The sequence below is a fragment of the Salinactinospora qingdaonensis genome (assembly GCF_039539445.1).
GTDB lineage: Bacteria > Actinomycetota > Actinomycetes > Streptosporangiales > Streptosporangiaceae > Salinactinospora > Salinactinospora qingdaonensis.
On sequence record NZ_BAABDD010000018.1, the window covers coordinates 22,435 to 42,142 of the forward strand.

18 protein-coding genes are annotated in these 19,708 nt (G+C 67.7%); all 18 read left to right on the forward strand.

The genetic code is table 11. The features are described 5' to 3' along the window. Positions 1-37: 37 nt before the first annotated feature. The 18 genes from ABD848_RS17280 to ABD848_RS17365 all read left to right on the forward strand — a co-directional run bounded on the left by ABD848_RS17280 (position 38) and on the right by ABD848_RS17365 (position 19,596). A complete protein-coding gene (locus ABD848_RS17280; protein WP_344973208.1) occupies positions 38-901 on the forward strand; it encodes a TauD/TfdA dioxygenase family protein in 864 nt (287 codons plus the stop codon). Continuing rightward, entirely contained in the window at positions 898-2,523 is a 1,626-nt protein-coding gene (locus tag ABD848_RS17285; RefSeq protein ID WP_344973210.1) for a GMC family oxidoreductase, read from the forward strand. Before ABD848_RS17280 ends, ABD848_RS17285 begins: the two co-directional genes overlap by 4 nt. Before the next feature lie 233 nt (positions 2,524-2,756). Beyond that, positions 2,757-4,139 carry a hypothetical protein gene (locus tag ABD848_RS17290; protein WP_344973212.1) on the forward strand — a complete coding sequence of 461 codons (1,383 nt, stop codon included), beginning with the start codon at positions 2,757-2,759 and terminating at the stop codon, positions 4,137-4,139. A 12-nt stretch (positions 4,140-4,151) separates the two neighbouring features. Then, entirely contained in the window at positions 4,152-4,847 is a 696-nt protein-coding gene (locus ABD848_RS17295) for a class I SAM-dependent methyltransferase (RefSeq protein WP_344973214.1), read from the forward strand. Between the two features lie 40 nt (positions 4,848-4,887). Beyond that, positions 4,888-6,138, forward strand: a complete 1,251-nt coding sequence (locus ABD848_RS17300) for a diaminopimelate decarboxylase (RefSeq protein ID WP_344973216.1) — start codon at positions 4,888-4,890, stop codon at positions 6,136-6,138. Positions 6,139-6,181: 43 nt separating this feature from the next. Then, positions 6,182-7,003 carry a 2,3,4,5-tetrahydropyridine-2,6-dicarboxylate N-succinyltransferase gene (locus ABD848_RS17305; RefSeq protein WP_344973218.1) on the forward strand — a complete coding sequence of 274 codons (822 nt, stop codon included), beginning with the start codon at positions 6,182-6,184 and terminating at the stop codon, positions 7,001-7,003. A gap of 5 nt (positions 7,004-7,008) precedes the next feature. Next, positions 7,009-8,223, forward strand: coding sequence for an aminotransferase class I/II-fold pyridoxal phosphate-dependent enzyme (locus ABD848_RS17310; RefSeq protein WP_344973220.1), 1,215 nt, complete (start codon positions 7,009-7,011; stop codon positions 8,221-8,223). 99 nt (positions 8,224-8,322) lie between these two features. Continuing rightward, positions 8,323-9,918, forward strand: a complete 1,596-nt coding sequence (locus ABD848_RS17315; protein WP_344973222.1) for an AMP-binding protein — start codon at positions 8,323-8,325, stop codon at positions 9,916-9,918. After that, entirely contained in the window at positions 9,915-10,166 is a 252-nt protein-coding gene (locus ABD848_RS17320) for an acyl carrier protein (protein ID WP_344973224.1), read from the forward strand. Before ABD848_RS17315 ends, ABD848_RS17320 begins: the two co-directional genes overlap by 4 nt. A gap of 21 nt (positions 10,167-10,187) precedes the next feature. Further along, positions 10,188-11,126 (forward strand): amidohydrolase family protein, encoded by a 939-nt coding sequence (locus ABD848_RS17325; protein WP_344973226.1) that lies wholly within the window; start codon positions 10,188-10,190, stop codon positions 11,124-11,126. Positions 11,127-11,192: 66 nt separating this feature from the next. Continuing rightward, positions 11,193-12,107, forward strand: a complete 915-nt coding sequence (locus ABD848_RS17330) for a chlorinating enzyme (protein ID WP_344973228.1) — start codon at positions 11,193-11,195, stop codon at positions 12,105-12,107. A 65-nt stretch (positions 12,108-12,172) separates the two neighbouring features. Beyond that, positions 12,173-12,457, forward strand: a complete 285-nt coding sequence (locus ABD848_RS17335; RefSeq protein ID WP_344973230.1) for a hypothetical protein — start codon at positions 12,173-12,175, stop codon at positions 12,455-12,457. Positions 12,458-12,547: 90 nt separating this feature from the next. Then, positions 12,548-13,474, forward strand: coding sequence for a beta-ketoacyl-[acyl-carrier-protein] synthase family protein (locus ABD848_RS17340; RefSeq protein ID WP_344973232.1), 927 nt, complete (start codon positions 12,548-12,550; stop codon positions 13,472-13,474). Positions 13,475-13,572: 98 nt separating this feature from the next. Further along, positions 13,573-14,028, forward strand: coding sequence for a GNAT family N-acetyltransferase (locus tag ABD848_RS17345; RefSeq protein ID WP_344973234.1), 456 nt, complete (start codon positions 13,573-13,575; stop codon positions 14,026-14,028). 51 nt (positions 14,029-14,079) lie between these two features. Continuing rightward, complete coding sequence (locus tag ABD848_RS17350; protein ID WP_344973236.1) at positions 14,080-15,021, forward strand: hypothetical protein; 942 nt, start codon at positions 14,080-14,082, stop codon at positions 15,019-15,021. Between the two features lie 260 nt (positions 15,022-15,281). After that, positions 15,282-16,496: an ATP-grasp domain-containing protein gene (locus tag ABD848_RS17355; RefSeq protein ID WP_344973238.1), complete on the forward strand. Its 1,215-nt coding sequence runs from the start codon at positions 15,282-15,284 to the stop codon at positions 16,494-16,496. A gap of 46 nt (positions 16,497-16,542) precedes the next feature. After that, positions 16,543-17,778 carry an ATP-grasp domain-containing protein gene (locus tag ABD848_RS17360; RefSeq protein ID WP_344973240.1) on the forward strand — a complete coding sequence of 412 codons (1,236 nt, stop codon included), beginning with the start codon at positions 16,543-16,545 and terminating at the stop codon, positions 17,776-17,778. Between the two features lie 171 nt (positions 17,779-17,949). After that, on the forward strand, positions 17,950-19,596 hold the full coding sequence (locus ABD848_RS17365; RefSeq protein WP_344973242.1) for a DUF885 domain-containing protein: 1,647 nt from the start codon (positions 17,950-17,952) through the stop codon (positions 19,594-19,596). Positions 19,597-19,708: the final 112 nt, after the last annotated feature.

Here is a 19,708-nt window from a genome sequence, read left to right on the forward strand (position 1 = left end):
ACCTGACACATTGTAGGCAAGCCAAGGGGACGCCTTCATGCTTGAGCTGGTACCTATTACCGAAACCATCGGAACAGAAGTGCGCGGTATCGACGTCACCGATGACCTCTCGGATCGGGACTTCGAGCGGATATACCAGGCGTGGATCGACACGACGTTGCTGCTGATCCGTGGCCAGAATATGACGCCCGAGCAGCACGTCGCATTCACCAAACGCTTCGGTGAGGTATTCACCTACACGCGCTCGCAGTTCAGCGAGAACGATCACCCGGAAATTCTCATCCTGTCGAATATCACCCGGGACGGTAAACCGATCGGTTCCCCCTACAGCGGCCGGGTTTGGCACACCGACGGTCACTACCTCACCCAACCCCCCGCCGGCTCCATGCTCTACGCCCGCGAAGTGCCCCCCACCGGGGGCGACACGTGGTACGCCAACATGTTCGCCGCCTACGAGGCCCTGCCCGAGGCCGTCAAGGAGCGCATCGACGACCTCAAGGTCGTGATCAGCCGAGTGCAGTCCCGCCCCTACAACTACCCCGACCGGCCGGCTCCGACCCCCGAGGAACGCGCCGAATGGATCGACGTTCCGCAACCGCTGGTGCGGGTCCACGAGGTGAGCGGGCGCAAGGCGCTCTACGCCGGCGGTAACGTCCCCTGGCGCATCGAGGGCATGCCGGAGGAGGAGAGCGCCCCGCTGGTGACCTTCCTGCAAGAGTTCTCCGTCCAGCCGCGCTTCACCTACCGCCACAAATGGCAGGTCGGCGACATCGTCCTGTGGGACAACCGCAGCGCGATGCACCGGGCGACACCCTACGACCAGGAAAACCACCGCAGGCTGATGCATCGGACCACCATCTCGGGCCAGCAGCCCCCCTTCGGCCCCGAGGGCCTGTCGTGACCCGCCCGACGCCGCAGACCCACGACTACATCATCGTCGGCGCCGGTGCCGCGGGGTGCGTGCTGGCAGGAAGGCTCAGCGAGGACCCCTCGGTCAGCGTGCTGGTGCTGGAGGCGGGCAGTGAGCGCCGCAGTCCGCTGCTGTCCATCCCCGCCGCCGAGACGGTGCTGATGGGCAACCCCAAGTACGACTGGTGCTTCACGGCCGAGGCCGACCCCACCATCAACGGCCGCAGGGTCAGCATCCCGCGGGGGCGGTTGCTCGGCGGGTCCAACGCGATCAACGGCATGATCTTCGTGCGGGGACAGCGCGAGGACTACGACGACTGGGCGCGGATGGGCAACCCCAACTGGTCGTGGGAGGAGGTGCTGCCCTACTTCCAGAGCATGGAGCGCGCCCCCGAGACCGGTGGCCACAACCGCGGTCGCGACGGGCTGATCTCGGTGGGGCCGCCCCGCGAGCACGACGAGCTGTGCGACGCCTTTCTCACCGCCGCGGTCCAGAGCGGCTACCGGGAAAACCCCGACTACAACTCCGGTGACCAGGAAGGCTTCGGCTACTACCAGGTCAACCACGACTCCGGGCGGCGCTCCTCGGCGGCCGGCACCTATCTCAAGCAGGCCAGGCGCCGGCCCAACCTCACCCTCGTCACCAACGCCCACGTGACCCGGCTCCGCTTTGAGGGGACCCGCTGTGTCGGGGTGAGCTACCGGCACCGCGGAGCCGACCACGAGGCGGCCTGCGGCCGTGAGGTGATCCTCAGCGCCGGGACGGTGCAATCGCCCCAACTGCTGGAACTGTCCGGCGTCGGCTCGCCCGCGGTGCTGCGCGAGGCCGGGGTCTCGGTGGTGCACGCCCTCGACGGCGTCGGCGAGAACTTCCGCGACCACTTCGCGGCGCGGTTGAAATGGCGGGTGCGCCGGCCGATCACTTTCAACGAGCGTTCCCGCGGGATGGGGTTGGCCCGGGAGATCACTCGGTATCTCCGCACCCGCCGCGGACTGCTCAGTCTGCCCATCGCGCTGGGGTACGGCTTCGTGCGCTCCAGCGACCGTGAAACACGGCCCGACGTGCAGTTCCACTTCGCGCCGGCCAGCTATGGCGAGGGGGCGAGCAGGCGGCTCGACACCGCCCCCGGGATGACGCTGGGTGTGTACCCGCTGCGGCCGGAGTCGCGCGGTTGCGTGCACATCCGCTCGCGGGACCCGTTCCAAGCTCCCGCGATCCGTCCGAGGTTCCTGGAGTCCGAGGCCGATCAGGCCAGGCTGCTGGCGGGAATCCGCATCGCGCGCCGCATCGTCGAGGCTCCCAGTCTCAGCGACTACCGGGCATTCGAGCTGTCCCCCGGCGAAAAGGTGCGCTCCGACGAGGAGCTGCTGGCCTACGCCCGCGCCCGCGGCGACACCTCCTACCACCCCGCAGGCACGTGCCGGATGGGCGAGGACTCCATGGCCGTGGTCGACCAGCGGCTGCGCGTCCACGGCGTCCGCGGCCTGCGGGTCGTCGACGCGTCCGTCATGCCCACCATCGTCTCGGGAAACACCAACGCGGCGAGCCTCATGATCGGCGAAAAAGGGGCCGCGATGATCGTGGAGGATCAATGGCAGCACTCCCATAACTGACAGAAAAGCCCTGAGCCGGTGACTACGACGGACTGACACTCGAAATGAGAATTCCCCTACCGGTTCGGTCCGTACAACCGCACTCACTCGTTTCACTCCCTGAAAATCATTCACCCACCTCCAGTCGAACAGCTCGTAGAAACTCCCAGACCTTTCCGGTCCCGCCTCGTAAAAGCGGGAGGACCACGACCCGCTGACTTACCGGTAGAGCTTTTTCGAGATGGGAAATGCAAATGTCTGAACAGCTCACAGCCGACCGTTTCGACTACGAACGCAACCTCAGCAAGGCGGGCTCGTACCGCGACCACCGCAGCGCCTTCTGGCCCCCCGACGACAGATACGAGATCTCCTGCCTTCCTCTCGCCGGCACCACCCCCGCTTTGGGCGAGGGGTTCCTGCGCGGCCTCGCCGAGCTGAAGTCGGTGATCGAGGCGGAGTGGCGAGATGTCAAGGAGAACGGGCTGCGCGTCCGGCGGCGCCTCAACACCCCAGAGCCTGTCGCCAAAGTGATGCGCGACATCGGTGAGCACCTGCCCAGCGAAGCCGACCGTCGAGCGATCACCTTGCGGGCGAGCGCCATCGAGGACGGCTACACCGACGACATCCTGCAAGAGCTGGGCAAGCTGGAAGAAGAGCACACCATCGTCGTCGGCCAGATCTCGACCTGGTACGGCAAGCAGGTCAAAGGGCTGCCCACCGCCTTCGCCTGCCGGCGCGACCAGTGGCGCCAGGACATGGTCAACGCGGCCCTCAACGAGCGCGAGGAGGTCGAGAACTACCTGCGCAGCCTCCACGCCGACCTGCGTCTGGGCGACCTGCCGGTGTTCGGGGCGGCGCAACTGTTCTACATGGCGGGGGAAGGCGACCTCCACCCCAAGCACATCGCCTACTTTCTGCCCGAAGACGAGGGCGTGAAGCACTCACCCTTCAAAAAGACCTACTACTTCGGCAACACCCACCGGGCGCTGCTGGACACCGTCTCGGCGCCGCTGGCCGACCGGTTCGTGGCGCTGGACACCGGCTTCGATCCGGCCGACAAGCGCTTCGCCGCCATCCCCACCCTGGGGGTGCTCAGCCACGAGCTGGGCCATTTCGTCCACCGCCCCGCCACGAACTTCAAGGAGCTCAACGAGATCAACCGGTGGGCGTCGGTGGTCCTCCAGGAGGTCACGGCCGACGTCTTCGGCATCCTGATCCTGGCCGACGTGTGGGCGCAACGCTTCGGCATCGCCCCCGAAGACGTCGTCGCCTACTACCTGGCGGAGTGCCTGCGCTACACCGACCGCGGCCTTGGCCACTTCCCCGACAGCGACGGCATGTTCCTGCAACTGTCCTACTTCGTGCAGGTGGGGGCCCTCGCGCTGGAGCGCGACAACGGAGTTCGGCTGGTCGGCGAGGCCCAGACCGTCCTGGCCGGACTGCGCTCGCTGGCGCGGGTCCTGGCCGACGCCCTGCTCGCCGGGCGGGGAGAGCCGGCCGCCGCGCTCCACCGCTCCTATGGCCCGGCCACCCCCGAGCCGCTACAGCCGCTGGTCGACGAACTGCGCCGGCGCCCCTTCACATCCGTCGAGTACACCCAAGACCACCTTTACACCCCCGCCAGCCACGCTGCCTGACCGAAGTTGAGCATGGTGAAGACGAAACAGAACTTGGACCGTGTCCACGATTTCTACACCTCGCGGCGCTCCATGGGACAGGTCGAAGCGAGTATCTACGACATTTGGGAGAAGGGCGGAGCGTTCAACGACTCCATCACCCCTTCCACCTACGTCCCCGAGTACCGCTCGCACATGGTGCTCAAGCTCCTGTCACTGTCGCCTGCCGGAGCCGACATCTTCTCGCTGGGCTGCGGCAACGGTTTCGTGGAAGGCGACCTGGCCGGTCTTGACCGGCGGGTGCGCGCCATCGACTGCAACGAGGAGGCCATCGAACTCACCCGCAAGAAGGGGGTCGATGCCTTCACCGCCGACTACTACGCGCTGCTGCCCGCCGACCTCGCCGGGGCCGACGTGATCTACGCCGACGGGTTCTTCGGTCACCTGTTCAACGTCGAGGAGGAGATCGAGCCGGCCCTGAACAAGCTGCGGAGCCTGGAGCTGAAGTCGGGGGCGCACCTAGTGATCTCCAACGACGCGCCTCGGGACCAGCAAGCCCCCTTCGCCCCCCACGAACGTGTCGAGGACTTCTGGTTCCTCGCCAAGGACTACGTGGCGCAACGTCTGACCTCGTGGGGGTTTGTGCCCATGGAGAGCTACTACTTCCCGTACCTGCGTCCCATCAGCGGGATGCGCAACCGCACCGTCTGCGTCGCCCGCGTGCCCTAGCCACCTTGCCGGGAACCCGCTGTAGAGAAGAGGGGGAGAGTTGCCGATATCGGATGGGTTCGCCCAGCGGCTGCTGCCCGTGCTCCAGGACATCGTCGCCAGTTACGGCACGCCGTTTCACATCTACGACGCGCGCGGCATCCGTGCGACCTACCGCGCCATGATGGCGGCGTTCCGGGGCGAGCCCTTCCGGCAGTACTTCGCCGTCAAGGCGCTGCCCACCCCCGCCGTCCTGTCGCTGCTGTTGGAGGAGGGCAGCGGGCTCGACTGCGCCTCGGCGGTCGAGCTGGAGCTGGCCGACCGTGTCGGCGCGGCAGGCGAGAACGTGGTCTTCACCTCCAACAACACCGCGATGTCGGAGTACCGGCTCGCCCGTGCGACCGGCGCTCTCGTCACCTTCGACGACCGCTCGTTCTTCGACCGGGTCGAGACCCTGCCGGAGACGGTCGCCTTCCGGGTCTCGCCGCACGGCCTGGCGGCGGGGTCGCACATCATGGGCGACGCCGAGCACACGAAATTCGGCGTACCCGTGCCGGAGCTCGTCGACGCCTACCGGGAGGCCTACCGCCGCGGAGCGAGACGCTTCGGCCTGCACGGCATGACGTGCGCCAACGAGCTGGACGTCGACCGGGCGAGCCGGGCGGCCACCGACGTCGTCGAGATGGCGGCGCATGTCGCCGACACGACGGGGCTAGACATGGACTACGTCAACGTGGGCGGCGGGTTGGGCATCCCCTACCGTCCCGATGACAAGCCGCTGGACTTCGGTGCCTACGCCGAGGCGATCCTGGCCAAGCGCCGGGAGTGCTTCCCGGATGCGCCGCCGCGCATCCTGATGGAGTGCGGGCGCTACGTCACCGGACCCCACGGCGTGCTGGTCAGCAGCGTCATCAACCGCAGCCACAAGGGCCGCGAGATCGTCGGGCTCGACGCCTCGATGTCGGCGCTCATGCGTCCCGGCCTCTACGGCGCCTACCACCACCTGAGCCTGCCCTTCGCGGCCGACCGCCCCGAGGTCGAGGTCGACGTGGTCGGCGCGCTCTGCGAAAACATGGACAAATTCGCGATCGACCGGACCCTGCCCGACCCCCGCGAGGGCGACATCGCGCTGCTGCACGACACCGGCGCGCACGGGCACGCGATGGGCTTCACCTACAACGGACGGCTGCGGCCGGCCGAGTTACTCCTGACCTCCGACGGCGAGGTCGTGGAGATCCGGCGCGCCGAAAACTGCGACGACTACCTGGCGACGGTGCGATGGCAGCCGACGTCGGTGCTGAACGACGGCTGAGCCACCTCCTTCCCGACGAGCCACGACAACCAAGGTGATGAGCATGGAAATCAGGGCGCTGGTCGAAGACGCCTTCGAGCGGCGGGCCGAACTGACCGAGTCGGACCTTATGCGCCTGAGCCCGACCATCGAGGTCGGGATGGCCGCGCTCGACCGTGGTGAGCTGCGTGCGGCCCATCCCACGGCGGGGGGTTGGGCCGTGGACACCTTCGTCAAGAAGCTGATCCTGCTGTCCTTTCGGACCCGCCCCAACGTGGTCGCCGAATCCGGCGCGGGCCGTCCCAAGAGCTTCGACCGGATACCGCTGAAGTTCGAGGGATGGTCGGCGGCCGACTTCCACAAGTCCGGCGTTCGGGTGGTGCCGGGCGCGGTGGTCCGGCAGGGGGCGCACGTGGCGCCGGGAGCCGTCCTGATGCCCTGCTTCGTCAACACCGGTGCCTATGTGGGTGCCGGCACGATGATCGACACGTGGGCCACGGTCGGTTCCTGCGCCCAAGTCGGCGAGCGCTGCCACATCTCCGGAGGCGCGGGGTTGGGCGGGGTGCTCGAACCGATCGGCGACGACCCGGTGATCGTCGAGGACGAGGTGTTCGTCGGCGCCAGGAGCGAAATCGCCGAAGGGGTCCGGGTGCGGCGCGGAGCCGTCATCGGCATGGGGGTCTACCTCAGCCGTTCCACACCGATCGTCGACCGGGCCTCGGGAGAGGTCATCCGCGGGGAGGTGCCGGAGAACGCCGTGGTGACCGCCGGCGCGCGGGTCGACCCCCAGCGTCCGGAGATCTCGGTCTACGCCGCGGTGATCGTGAAGTACGCCGACGAGCGCACCCGGGGCAAGACCGCACTCAACGACATGGTGCGGGACTGACGGCGATGGACGAGACCCGCAGTGCCTTCACCCGGTTGCGTGGCCTGCTCGACGGCGTCGCCGCGCCTGAGGGGCGCGCCGCGATCGAGCTGCACTTGGGAGAGTCCCGGATGGCCCCGCCCGCTGTCGATGTCACGCCGCTGGCCGACGTCGACGGCTGGACCCGCTACCCGCCCCTGGGCGGCACGGCCGAGTTGCGGGCCGCCTACAGCGGCTGGCTCCAGCGCCGCTTCACCGGGCGGCACAGCCCGCACGACCTGCCGATCGCGACCGAGCCGACCCCGGGCGCCAAGCAGGCGCTGGCGGTGGCCATCGCGCTGGCCGCCCGCGAGCGCGACGCCGGCGCGCCCGCGGTGATCATGCCCAACCCGTTCTACCCCACCTACCGCACCGCCGCCGCGGCGGCCGGCGCGCGGCCGGTCTACTACACCCTCGACACCCCCGACGGCGTGGCGCCCATCGCGGCTGCGGTGGAAGCGGCGGGCGGCCGGGCCGCCGCGATCATCCTGTGCACGCCGGGCAACCCGCGCGGCGACATCCTCCCGGCCGCCGCCATGGGCAAGGTCGCCGAGATCGCCGCGGCGGCCGGCGCGCTCCTCATCGTCGATGAGGTCTACACCGACCTGGCGCTGCGGCGCACCCCGCCGGGGTACCTCTCCCTCGTGGCCGAGGAGCAGGGGGCTCCGGGGCGTTTCCTCGTCGTCCACTCGCTGTCGAAGCGTTCGGCGATGCCGGGGCTGCGCAGTGGATTCGTCGCCGGCGACCCGGCCACCGTGGCCGCTTACGCCGCCTATAACCGCTCGTGCGGCGTATCGACGCCGCTGCCGGTCACCACCGTCGCCGCCCGACTGTGGGACGACGACGACCACATCGAGGGACTCAGGGCCGCGTTGGCTCGGAACTGGCAGCTCGCGGACGCGACACTGGGCGGGGTTTACGGCTACCGCAGGGCCGAGGCCGGCTTCTTCCTGTGGCTACCGGTGGCCGACGACGAGGAGACCGCCGTCGGGTTGTGGCGCGACCAGGGGGTCCGCGTCATGCCCGGGCGTTACCTGGCTGCCGAAACCGACGACGGTACCAATCCGGGTGCCGGCCACGTGCGCGTCGCGCTGGTCCACGAAGCGACGACGATGCGCGAAGGGCTGACCCGGCTGCGGCACGCGCTGCTGTCTTCGTCCTCACTGCGTGGCCCGCCGCGCGAGCAGCGGGCCGGGCGGTGAGCCCGGTCGCCACGGCCGGTTCGACCGTGGCCCCTCCACCCACCCCTCAAGGGAAGACGGACAGCGCCGTCCTCTTCAGAACGTGGCCAAGGATCACTGTTGTCCATCACCAGTTTGCACACCAAGTTGGCAGCGGCCCCGAACAGCCGGCTGCGCTTCCTGGCTCTCGACGGGAGCCTGGTCACCAAGAGCTACGCCGACCTGCGCGCCGATGTAGTCGGGGTCATGTCGGAGCTGGCCGACTGCGGCCTCGGGGCTGGGGATCTCGTGGGGGTGCTGGGGCCGAACTCCTATGAATGGGTCGTGGCCGACCTTGCCCTGCTCGGTCTGGAATGCGTGTCCGTGGCGCTGCCCGCCGAGGGACGGCCATCCGCGGCGCAACTGGCGGAGCTGGTCGCGACGTATCACCTCTCGGCGCTGCTGGTCACCGGAACGGGGCCCGCCGACGTCGAGTCGGCTTCAGCGGTGGCCCGCATCGGGGACCGGCCGCTGAAGCTCCACAAACGGCGGCACACGTGCGAGGAGTGCCCGTCGCTGCCCGCGGACGTGTTCTCCATCGCCTTCTCCTCGGGGACGTCGGGGAGCAGGAAGGGGCTGCTGCTGTCGAAGGCGGGGGTCGAGAACACGATCCGGGTGTCGGCAGCGGCATGGCAGGTCACCGAAGACGACGACATGTTGATCGTCATGCCGTTCTCGAACTTCCAGCAGCGCTACCTGACCTACCTGGCGATCTGGTTCGGCCTCGATGTCACCGTGGTGGCGCCCGAGCGCATGTTCCAAAAACTCAAGGTCCTCGAACCCACGATCATCCTCGGGCCGCCCTCCTTCTTCGAAGTGGTCTACAACCGCGTGAGGGCAGCGGGCTGGCGCGACAAGCTCCCCTACTACGCGGCGGCGCTGCTGCACGCCGTGGCTCCGGGGCGGATCAGCCGGCGGGCGCGGGCAAGGCTGGGCAAGAAGTGGACGGGGATGTACGGCTCGCGCGTGCGGCTGATGTTCACCGGTTCCGCGCCGGTCCCGCCGGGGCTGGTGAAAGTGTTCCACCGGCTGGGCGCACCGCTGTTCGAGGTCTACGGCACCACCGAGAGCGGGTGGATCGCGTTCAACCTGCCCGAGCGTTACCGGGTCGCGACCGCGGGCCGCCCGGTCGAGGGGATCGCGGTCGACATCGCCGAGGACGGCGAGATCGTGGTCGCCAGCCCGCACCACCAGGCGTTGGGCTACACCTTCGGTGCGGAGCAGGGCCAGGACTCGGTCTTTCTGCCCGGCGGCAAAGTGGCCACCGGCGACATCGGCCGTTTCGACCGCGCGGGTTTCCTACGCCTGGCGGGGCGCAAGAAGAACGTCATCATCACGCGCAGCGGGGTGAAGATCAGCCCCGAGGAGCTGGAGCACGAGGTCACCACGGGGTGCCGGGTGACGCGGGCGATGGTCGCCCCCTCGGGGCCCGACGGGCTGCTGGCCTGCGTCGTCTGGCTCGACGACGCAGAATCCGAGGAGCGCAGGAGTGAAGTGGACTCCTACGTCAAGGAGCTGAACCGACAGCGGGAGCCCTCGCACCGGATCTCGAAGGTCGTATTCAGGCCGGAGACGGAGCTGACCGTCGACGAGGGCCTGCTCACGAGAAATTTCAAGATTGACAGGGACGCGGTCACGCGAAAAATCTTCTCCACGAAAGACCGGGCGGACCGATGAGCGAGCAAGCAGTCACCGACGAAGCGATCTGTCAGATCATCAAAGGCGTCATCTCGAAATCCGCGGCAAAAGGCGGCGTCACTCCCGAGATGAATCTACAGACGGACCTGGGGGTCGACTCGCTCGGCCTCATGAGCATCGCCTTCGTCCTGGAGGAGCAGGTGGGCGTCGATGCGTTCAGCCATGTGGACCAATTCATCAACGCCGAGTACGTCTCCGACATCATCAAGATCGTCCGAGAGAACTGAGCGGTTCGAAATGAGGCAGACATGACGAGGATCATCGACTTTCACTGCCATATCGCATCGGAGATGTGCTTTCCCGGCTCGTTTCAAAGCGGGGTCGTCGACAACATGACGGTGGCGCTCCAGAGCAAAGGGATGCCGGTGACCAAGGACAAGGTCGCCAAGATGCACGCGGGCACGCTGCGGGACCCGCTGTGTGACCACCTGGTCAAGGAGATGGACGACGCCGGGATCGACGAGGCGGTCCTGCTGGTCCCCGACTTCACCTACGCCCTGCGCGACAGCACGCACAGCATCGAAGAGCTGATCGAGCACCACAAGCTCGTCGTCGATCGCCACCCCGGCAGATTCAAGGTGTTCGTCGGCGTGGACCCCCGCTGGGGCGAGGCCGGTGTGTCGCTGTTCGAGAAGGCGATCGTCGACTACGGCTTCGACGGGATGAAGCTCTACCCCCCGTGCGGCTACCGGCTGTCCGACAAGCTGCTCTACCCCTACTACGAGATCTGCTCGCAGTACTCGCTGCCGGTGCTGTCGCACATCGGCGCCACCTCGCCGGTGCTGGACTTCGAGCTGGCGCTACCGATCTATGTCGACAAACCGGCCCGGGACTTTCCCGGCGTCGACTTCGTGCTCGCGCACGGGAGCGTGCACTACCCCGACGAGTGCGCGATGTTGTGCAACAACCGCCCCAACGTCTACATCGACGTCAGCGGCTACGAGGCGGTGGAGGTCGCGGGGTTGAACGCGCTGTTTCGCCGCGGGATCAACCACAAGATCCTTTTCGGGACGGATTGGCCGGTCTTCCGTCTCCAGGGACACCAGTCGGATTTCGTCAACAGACTGCTGGAGGAAGAGGCGTTTCCCGAGACCATGTCGGAGGCCGAGCGCGACCTGTTCTTCTTCAAAAACGCGAAACGCCTGCTGGAAAAGAAAACGTCGCCCTCCCCGTCGGCAGCGGGCTGACCGGGAGACAAGACGGCCGAACCGAACCACGTCGATCACAGTTTTTTACTCGTGAAAGGTGACCCAATGACTGAGAAGAATTCGCTGGGACTAACGGAGGAGCAGGTCAATTTTTTCCAAGAGAACGGTTTCGTGGGACCGTTCGATCTGTATTCCGCCGACGAGGCGCCACTGCTGTGGAACCAGGCCATGATCGAGATGGTCATGTCGCAGAACAAGCCGCACGACTCCACGATCATCAACTACGACCGGCACCTGGACTGCAACACGCTTTCGGAGCACATCAGCCGCCCCGAGATCGTCCACAAACTGCGCAGCCTGATCGGCGACGACATCCTGTGCTGGAAGTCCAACATCTTCAAGAAGGAGCCGGGCGAGGCCGGTACGGGCTGGCACCAGGTCGAGGCGTTCGTGGTGGGCGAGACGACCACGTCGGCCACCCCTTCGCTGCAATACACCGAGGAGAGCCGGTACCCCACCCAGGAGTTGACCGTCTGGACCGCTTTCTCGCCGGCGGACCGGGAGCACGGGTGTCTGCGCTTCATCCCGGGCAGCCACAAGAAGTGGTACTACGACGAGACCAAGCCCCTGGAACGCAACGTGGAGAGCAAGTCCCACGACTTCTTCGGCTACGACTACTCGGAGTTGAAACTCGACAAGGACTGGGACCCCGACAAGGAAGAGATCGTCGAGATGGTCATGCAGCCCGGCCAATTCGTGATCTTCCTGGCCAAGTGCATCCACGGTTCGCTGCCCAACGTCAGCGACACCACCCGGCTGGGGTACGCCTCGCGCTACGTCTCCCCCTCGGTGAAGGTCTACGAGAACGTCGACAGTCTCACCGAGTTCGGCGACACCATCAACCTCGACTATTTCGGGACCGTCCTCGTCTCCGGTGAGGACAAATACGGCTATAACCGCATCCACGAGCGCAACCTCAACGGGTTCGAGTTCAAAAAGGTCGATCTCGACACTGACTGAGCGCCCGCCACCGAACGCCGCCGCTTCCCCCACTGCCGATTCTCGCCTCTCAACTGGAGCCAACCGTGCCCGAGACCGACGAGTACCTGAGCAAGTTCTCCGACTTTCTGCGGACGCAGCAGATGACGAGCCACCTGACCCACGAGGAGGTAGTCCAGGCCCACACCCGGGAGGAACTGGGCATCAGCTCGCTGAACATGATCATGCTGCTCATGAACTACATCAAAGAGCACGCCAATGACAGCGTCTCACTCAAACCGGAGTGGGTCTCCCGGCTCAACGACCTCGAAGGCATCGTCTCCGTCCTCCGAGAGATCGACCAGCTCAGCCTCGAACAGGCGTCGACCTGACCGCCAGGCGCCAGCGGGCGTGTCGTCGCGGGGCCCAGCGCCCCGCGGTGCCCCCGGTCGTTGTCGTCCTCGGAAAAACTCGGAAGAAGCATGAGCGCACCTTACGACAGCATCAGCCTCGGCCCCTTCGCCTGCGCTTTCGGCGACCTGGAGCGTAAGCCGGCCGACATCGCCGACTTCGACGCGCTGTGGCAAGCCCAGTCGGCCGACGTGGAATTCGCGACCATGGGCTGTGGCAGCTTCCGCACGATGTCGGGCCCGGTGGAAACCTACGTCCTCGACTGCGTGCGGCGGCTGCTGGACGAGCACGGGGCCCCCGCCGGCGCCATCGACCACGTCATCTTTGCCACCAGCGATGCCTGCCTGGAGTTCCTCGGCCGTGACTTCGCCGTGCGCATCCTGGAGGCGGCCGACCTAACCAACTGCGTGCCCACGGTCCTCTCCTTCCAGCAGTGCTGTAGCTCGTTGGCGGCCCTGCGCTACGCCTGTGACCTGTTCGCCGACGAGGACGTGAGCGACGTCGTCGTCCTCACGCTGGACGTCACCCCGCGTGACGACGACCGGGTCAGGTCGTTCGCGCTGTTCAGCGACGCGGTGACGGGGTGCGTGGTGAGCAGAGGCGGCAGCGGCCCGCTGCGGCTGGTGTCCACCGCGGTCAACGTCGACCACGAGGGGCTGCTCGGCCGCGACTCGTTCCTGTCGCGACAGCAGGCGGCCCAAGGGGCTTTCACCAAGGTGTTCCGGGACAGCGGCGAGGAACTGGCAGGGGTCACGAAGGTCTTTCCGACCAACCTGTACCGGCCCGTGACGCTGTTCAACGCCACGATCACCGGTGTCCACCGCGACCAACTGCACTTCGCCGAGCCCCTGGCCAGCTACGGCCACTGCGGCAACGGTGACTGGGTGATCAACCTGGTCGACTACCACACCACGGTCGGAATCCGTTCGGGGGAAACCTATCTGGCCCAGGCGTCGGCTCCGGGCTTCTTCGCGTGCGGGCTGCTCGTGGGAACCTGACATCTCGACGAGGGCACCGGGGCCACGACTCAGGCGACCGTGACGGCCCGGCACCGGAGGCGGCGACCGTCGCACATCCACAACACCAGGGAGTACGAATGAAGATTATCGTCGACGACTTGCTCGGCCCCGAGATCATCAACTTCCTTGAGGAGCACGTCGAGGAGATGCGGGCCGTGACCCCGCTGGAGAGCAAGCACGCGCTCGACCTCGAAGGGTTGCGCAAGCCCGAGGTCACGTTCTGGACGGTCGTGGACGGCCAGACCGTGCTGGGCTGTGGCGCGCTGAAGCGGCTGGACGCCGAGCACGCCGAGATCAAGTCGATGCGCACCGCTCCCGCGCACAAGCGCAGCGGGATCGCCTCCCACTTGCTGACACACATCATCTCCGAGGCCAGGAAGGCGGGCTACTCCAGGCTGAGCCTGGAGACCGGGTCGTTCGAGTTCTTCGAGCCCGCCCGTCGGCTCTACCAGAAGTTCGGCTTCACCTACTGCTCACCCTTCGCCGATTACACAGAGGACCCCAACAGCGTCTTCATGACCAAGGTGCTGTAGCGCCCGAACCGTCCCGATCAGGGCGCAGGAGATCGACAGAGGAGGTAGCACGTGACGGAGATGGTGTACCCCTATGACCGGGAGCTGTACAACCGGTTATTCCTGAACTGCTACCAGCGGCAGTCCATGGTGGCGCTGGCCGAGCGGGTCCCCAGCGTGTACCAGTTGTTCCACCGCTGCCTGGTCAGCACCGACGACATTCTTGACCAGATCATCAAGCGGCAGCGGCCCAAGTACGACTTCGAAAGCGACTTCTTCGCCCCGGAGGATCTGGCGAGGATCGGCCTCGTCGCCGAGGACGTGCCTGTCGACACCTACGCCGAGGCCCGCTCTCTGGTGCTGGACACCGTGCACCGGGAGGGCTACGTGGTCTTGGTGATCGACGTCTTCTACCTGCCGCACTGCCCCGAGTACCGCAACGAGCACCTGGTTCACACCGTCACGCTGCGGGACTACGACGCCGGCGAGTGGTCGCTCGTCGACGACAACCCGGCGAGCGTGCTGTGCTGGTACCGCTATCCCGAAGAGGTGGTCGCCGCCAGTTTCGACAACAACCAGCGGCGCAGGGTCAGGTATTTCACGACCAAGGATTTCGACGCTCAGCAGGCCCACCACGAAACCGCGATGGCGTTCGCCACGCTGCTCGACACCCACCACGACAGCTACACGCTGCTGTCGGAGATCGGCGACATTCTCACGTGCCCCTGGATCGCGACGGAAACCGCCATTTCGCTGCTGCACGACGCTTTCTCGATCTACCAGGGTGCGCGGAGTTGCCTGCTGGAATACGTCCGGCACGCCCTCGGCGCCCCCGATACGCACGCCGGCATCGGCCGCATCGTGGAGCGGGCCGGCGATGTGCGCAACCATCTGCTCCTGGGCAAGGTGACGGGGATGGTCGATTCCGGCTATATGGCATCCGCCTGCCACGAGCTCAAGGGCGCAGAGGAGGAGGCGTTGTCGCTTCTGCGCAGGGCTGCCGAGAAGAACTAGCGGCCATGGAGCCCGGATCGGCGGGGCGGGACCGCTCGCGTTGTGCTCGCCTCGGGCCAGTGCCGGCTGCGCGCGTCGAATGGCCCGGCAGGCGTGACTTGGGATTGGCGAGGTCAACCGACCACAGGCATCGATTCCGTCATACCGAAAATGAAAAATATTGCTCGACATGACTCGCGAGATTTATTATAAAGAGAAGTTTGACTTTATCAAGAATGTAATATTCTGGAAACAATATTTCGGTTGGCCGAGGGACTCAATTGCACATCCTTGTCCTGCACCGTGTTCCGGACTCGTTCGTTCACTACGCCGAGAACATCGACCATGACGAGCACAGCGTCACCTACGTGAGCGTGGGCGAACGTATGGCCACGCTGCCCGCCGACGTCCCGGCCCGCCGGATCGAGCGCCCCGGCACCGGCGACACGGCCGCTGAGGTGCTCGACGCCGTGCGCGGCCTGCCGAAACCGGACCGGGTGATCGCGCTGTCGGAGTACGACCTGCTGCCGGCGGCACGGGTGCGCGAAGCGCTCGGGGTCCCCGGTGACCACGAAAAAGACGTGCTGCCCGCGCGGGACAAGGTCGTGATGAAGTCCGCGGTGGCGCGGGCGGGGCTGCGGGCACCGCGTTTCGCCCCGCTGCCCGAGGCGTTCACCGAGGGCGCCGACTCGGTCGCGTGGAAGGGGGCGACCGTTCTCAAACCGCTGGCCGGCGCCTCCAGCGAGGGGGTCCGTACGTTCTCGACCGTGGCCGAGGCGCTGGAGGCGATGGGCGGCCAGGAGCACGCGACCGATCGCGAAGGCTTCGAGATCGAGGAGTTCGTCGAGGGGCCGATCATCCACGTCGACGGTCTCGTCGTGGGTGGGGAGCTGGTCACCGTCCAGGCCAGCCGCTATGTCGGCACCTGCCTGGGCTATGCCGAGGGCCGTCCCATGGGCTCGATGCAGATCGACACCTCCCCGGAGGTGGTCGGCTGGACCCGGGACTGCCTGCGCGCGGTGGGGATCACCGACGGCCCTTTCCACCTCGAAGGTATCGAGACCACCGAGGGTCTGGTCTTCATGGAGGTCGGGGCGCGGTTCGGCGGCGCCGACGTGGTCGACAGCTTCGAGCTGGCCACAGGCGTGCACCTCCCCTCCGCCCAGGTTCGCCTGCTATTGGACGGTGAGGGGGCGCTCCCTTCGGCGCGGGTGCCCGCCCCCCATGAACGCTTCGGCTGGTTCGTCGTCCCGGGCCACACCCTCGGCGCCACGTACTGCCGGGTCGACGGCGTGGCGGACTTTCGCGACGATCCGATCGTACGGCGCTGGGTACAGCGCGCCCCCGACGAGCCGATCAAAGAGACCATCACCTACGCCGACACCGACGTTCCCCTCGCGGGGGTGCTCGGGCCGGCACCGGCGCCCGTCCTGGAGCGGTTCCTCACCGACCTGTTCGCGTCGGTGCGGGTGGAACCCGCACCGGCTCCGACCTGAGCCCGCCGGCTCGCCCCGTCCCTCCCGGTAGACCGAAGGGGTCCCCATGGCACAACCTGACCACAAGCCGCTGCTGCTGCTCATCACCACCGGGCTCCGGCGCTACCGCGAGTACCTGCTGCGCTCGATCTGCACCCGCTACCGCGTCCACCTGATCCACAGCGTCGAGCCCACGTGGGAGCTGGAGTACGTGGCCGGTGCGACCGTGGTGCGCGACACGGGTGCCGAGAACGTCGTGGCCGCGGCCCGGCAGATCGCGGCGCAGCAGCGGGTCACCGGGGTCATGAGCTGGCACGAGGAGCATATCGTGCAGGCGGCGCTGGTCGCCGAGGAGCTGGGGCTGCCCGGCACTCGGGCCGAGGCCGTGTGGCGCTGCCGCGACAAGTTCCAGACCCGCACGACACTGGCCGCCGAGGGGCTTGCCCAGCCGGCCTTCATGCTGGTCGGCACCGCGGAAGAGGCGATGACCGCCGCGGACAAGCTCGGCTACCCGGTGGTGGTCAAGCCGCGCGCCGCCGGGGGAAGCCAGGGCGTCACCCTGGTCCACGACGCCGCGGAGCTGGCCGACCATTTCGCCGTCAGCCGGGACGTCGTGGTCACCGACACACCGGACTACGAGCAGGGGGTCCTGGTCGAGGAGTACCTGGACGCACCCGAGATCAGTGTCGACTCGGTGGTGTACCGCGGCCGGGTGAAGCCGCTGTTTCTGGGCCGCAAGGACGTCGGCTTCCCGCCGTTCTTCGAGGAGACCGGGCACCTGGTCAGCCACGCCGACCCGCTGCTGGGCGACCCCGAGCTGCTGGGGGCGCTGGAGGCGATCCACGCGGCTCTGGGCTACACCGACGGCTGGACCCACGCCGAACTGCGCCTGACCGCGCAGGGCCCCAAGCTGATCGAGGTCAACGGCCGGCTGGGGGGCGACATGATCCCCTACCTGGGCATGCGAGCCTCCGGCATCGACCCTGGGCTGGCCGCGGCGGCCGTGGCCTGCGGCGAGGAGCCGGCGACCGCCGCCTCGGCGACCTCGGTGGCCGGCGTGCGGTTCTGCTACCCGCCCGAGAACGACACCCTGATCGAGTCGGTGGAGTTCGACCAAAGCGCGCTGCCGCCGGAGATCGACCTGGCGCTGCCGCTCGTGGAGCGGGGCGACGTGGTTTCCCCGCCGCGCAAGGGCCTCATCGACGGCCGGATCGCGTTGGCGACCGCGGTGGCGCCGCAGGCCCCGGAGTGCCGCCGTGCGCTCGACCACGCGCAGCGGGCACTGCGGCTGCGTGTGGGCTGAGCGCACTTATGGCGTACAGGTGCAAACGGGGACGTTGCGCGTGGGCACGCGCGCGGGCTGAGCCCCGCGCTTTCTCGGAAGACGCCGGTACTTGCGGGCGGGCACCGGCGCAGCGCACACGCGGGTGAAATACGAGCGAGGCCGGTCAGCCGGCGGTTGGGCGAGGTGCACATGACGGTGCTTGCCGATCTCGCGGCGGACTACGTCGCGGAGTTCGCGAAGTTGGACCCCTGCCAGGCCACGATGATGGGGATCGCCGGCCAGGAGGCCGAACTGACCGACTACAGCCCCCACGGGTGGGCGGCTCGCGGCGACCTGGCCCGCCGCACGCTCGCTGCTTTGGCGGCCACCCCGGTCGCCGGAGAGGGGGAGCGGGTCGCCGCGCGGGTGCTACGGGAGCGGCTAGAGGTCGACGTGGCGCTGCTTGACGCCGGGATCGCCGAGGCCGACCTCAACATCCTCGACGGGCCGTTGCAGCGACTGCACCAGGCTGTCGAACTGCTCGATCAAGGCGAGCAGACCCGCTGGCCCGACGTGGCGTCCCGGCTGGACGGCTTCCCCGCCGCGCTGGCGCGGTTGCAGGAGGGGCTGACCGCGGCGCGCCGCGACGGCCGGGTGGCAGCGCGCCGACAGGTGGCCGGTGCCGTGACGCAGTGCGAGGAGAGCGCCGGCTACGTCGTGGCACTCGCCGAGCGCTACCCCGGCGGCGCGCTGGAGCGGCAGTTGGAACAGGCCGCGCAGGCCGCCGGGCGGGCGCTGCGCGACTTCGCCGCCTTCCTCGACCGCGACCTGGCGCCGCACGCCCCCGAGCGCGACGCCGTGGGCCGCGACCGCTACACGCTGGAGGTGCGTAACCACCTCGGCACCACCCTCGACCTGGCCGAGACCTACGCTTGGGGCTGGGAGGAACTGGCGCACATCGAGACGCAGATGCGCGAGCTGGCGGCGGAGATCGCACCGGGCGAACCGCTGGTGGCCGTGTTCGCCGCCCTGGACGCCGACCCCGCCCACCAGATCCACGGCGCCGATGCCTTCCGTGGCTACTTGCAGGAGCTGGCTGAGCAGGCTATCGACGACCTCGACGGGACACACTTCACCATCCCCGCCGCGCTGCGCCGTGTCGAGTGCCGTGTTCCCGCCGCGACCACCGGCGGCATCTCCTACCTGGCGCCGGCCGAGGACCTGTCCCGCCCCGGCCAGGTGTGGTGGACCGTTCCCGATCCGGACGCCACGATTCCCACCTGGACGGTTCCAGCGATCATGTACCACGAGGGGGTCCCCGGCCACCACCTGCAACTGGGGGGCACCGTCCTCAGCCACACCCTCAACCATTTCCAGCGGGTCGCCGCTGAGCTGCACCCCGGCCACGCCGAGGGGTGGGGACTCTACGCCGAACGACTCATGGACGAACTCGGCTACTACCAGCAGCCCGCGCACCGCCTCGGCATGCTCGCCTCCGGTCAGCAGTTGCGCGCGGCCCGCGTCGTGCTCGACATCGGGATGCACCTGGAGCTGGAGATCCCGCGCGGCACCGGCTTCTACGAGGGACAGCGGTGGAACCGGGAGCTGGGGCTGGAGTTTCTGCGTAGCCGGCTGCCCGAGGACGACGCCACGCTTTCTTTCGAGATCGACCGTTACTTGGGGCGCCCCGGCCAGGCCCTGGCCTACAAGGTGGGCGAACGGGTGTGGCTGCGGGCCCGCGACGCCCAGCGCCGCGCCAAAGGCGCCGCCTTCGACGCCCGAGAGTTCCACCGGTTGGCGCTGGAGCTAGGACCCATGGGGCTGGACCTACTCGCCGACGAACTCGGCCGCCGTTGACCCCGCCGTTTTCCCGGTGCGTAACGCCCGGCACAGTGGCCCCCCTCACCTGAGGTGTCCACCATCGCTCGTGCCTCGATCGAGGCACGAGCAAACGAAAACCCTCCCCACA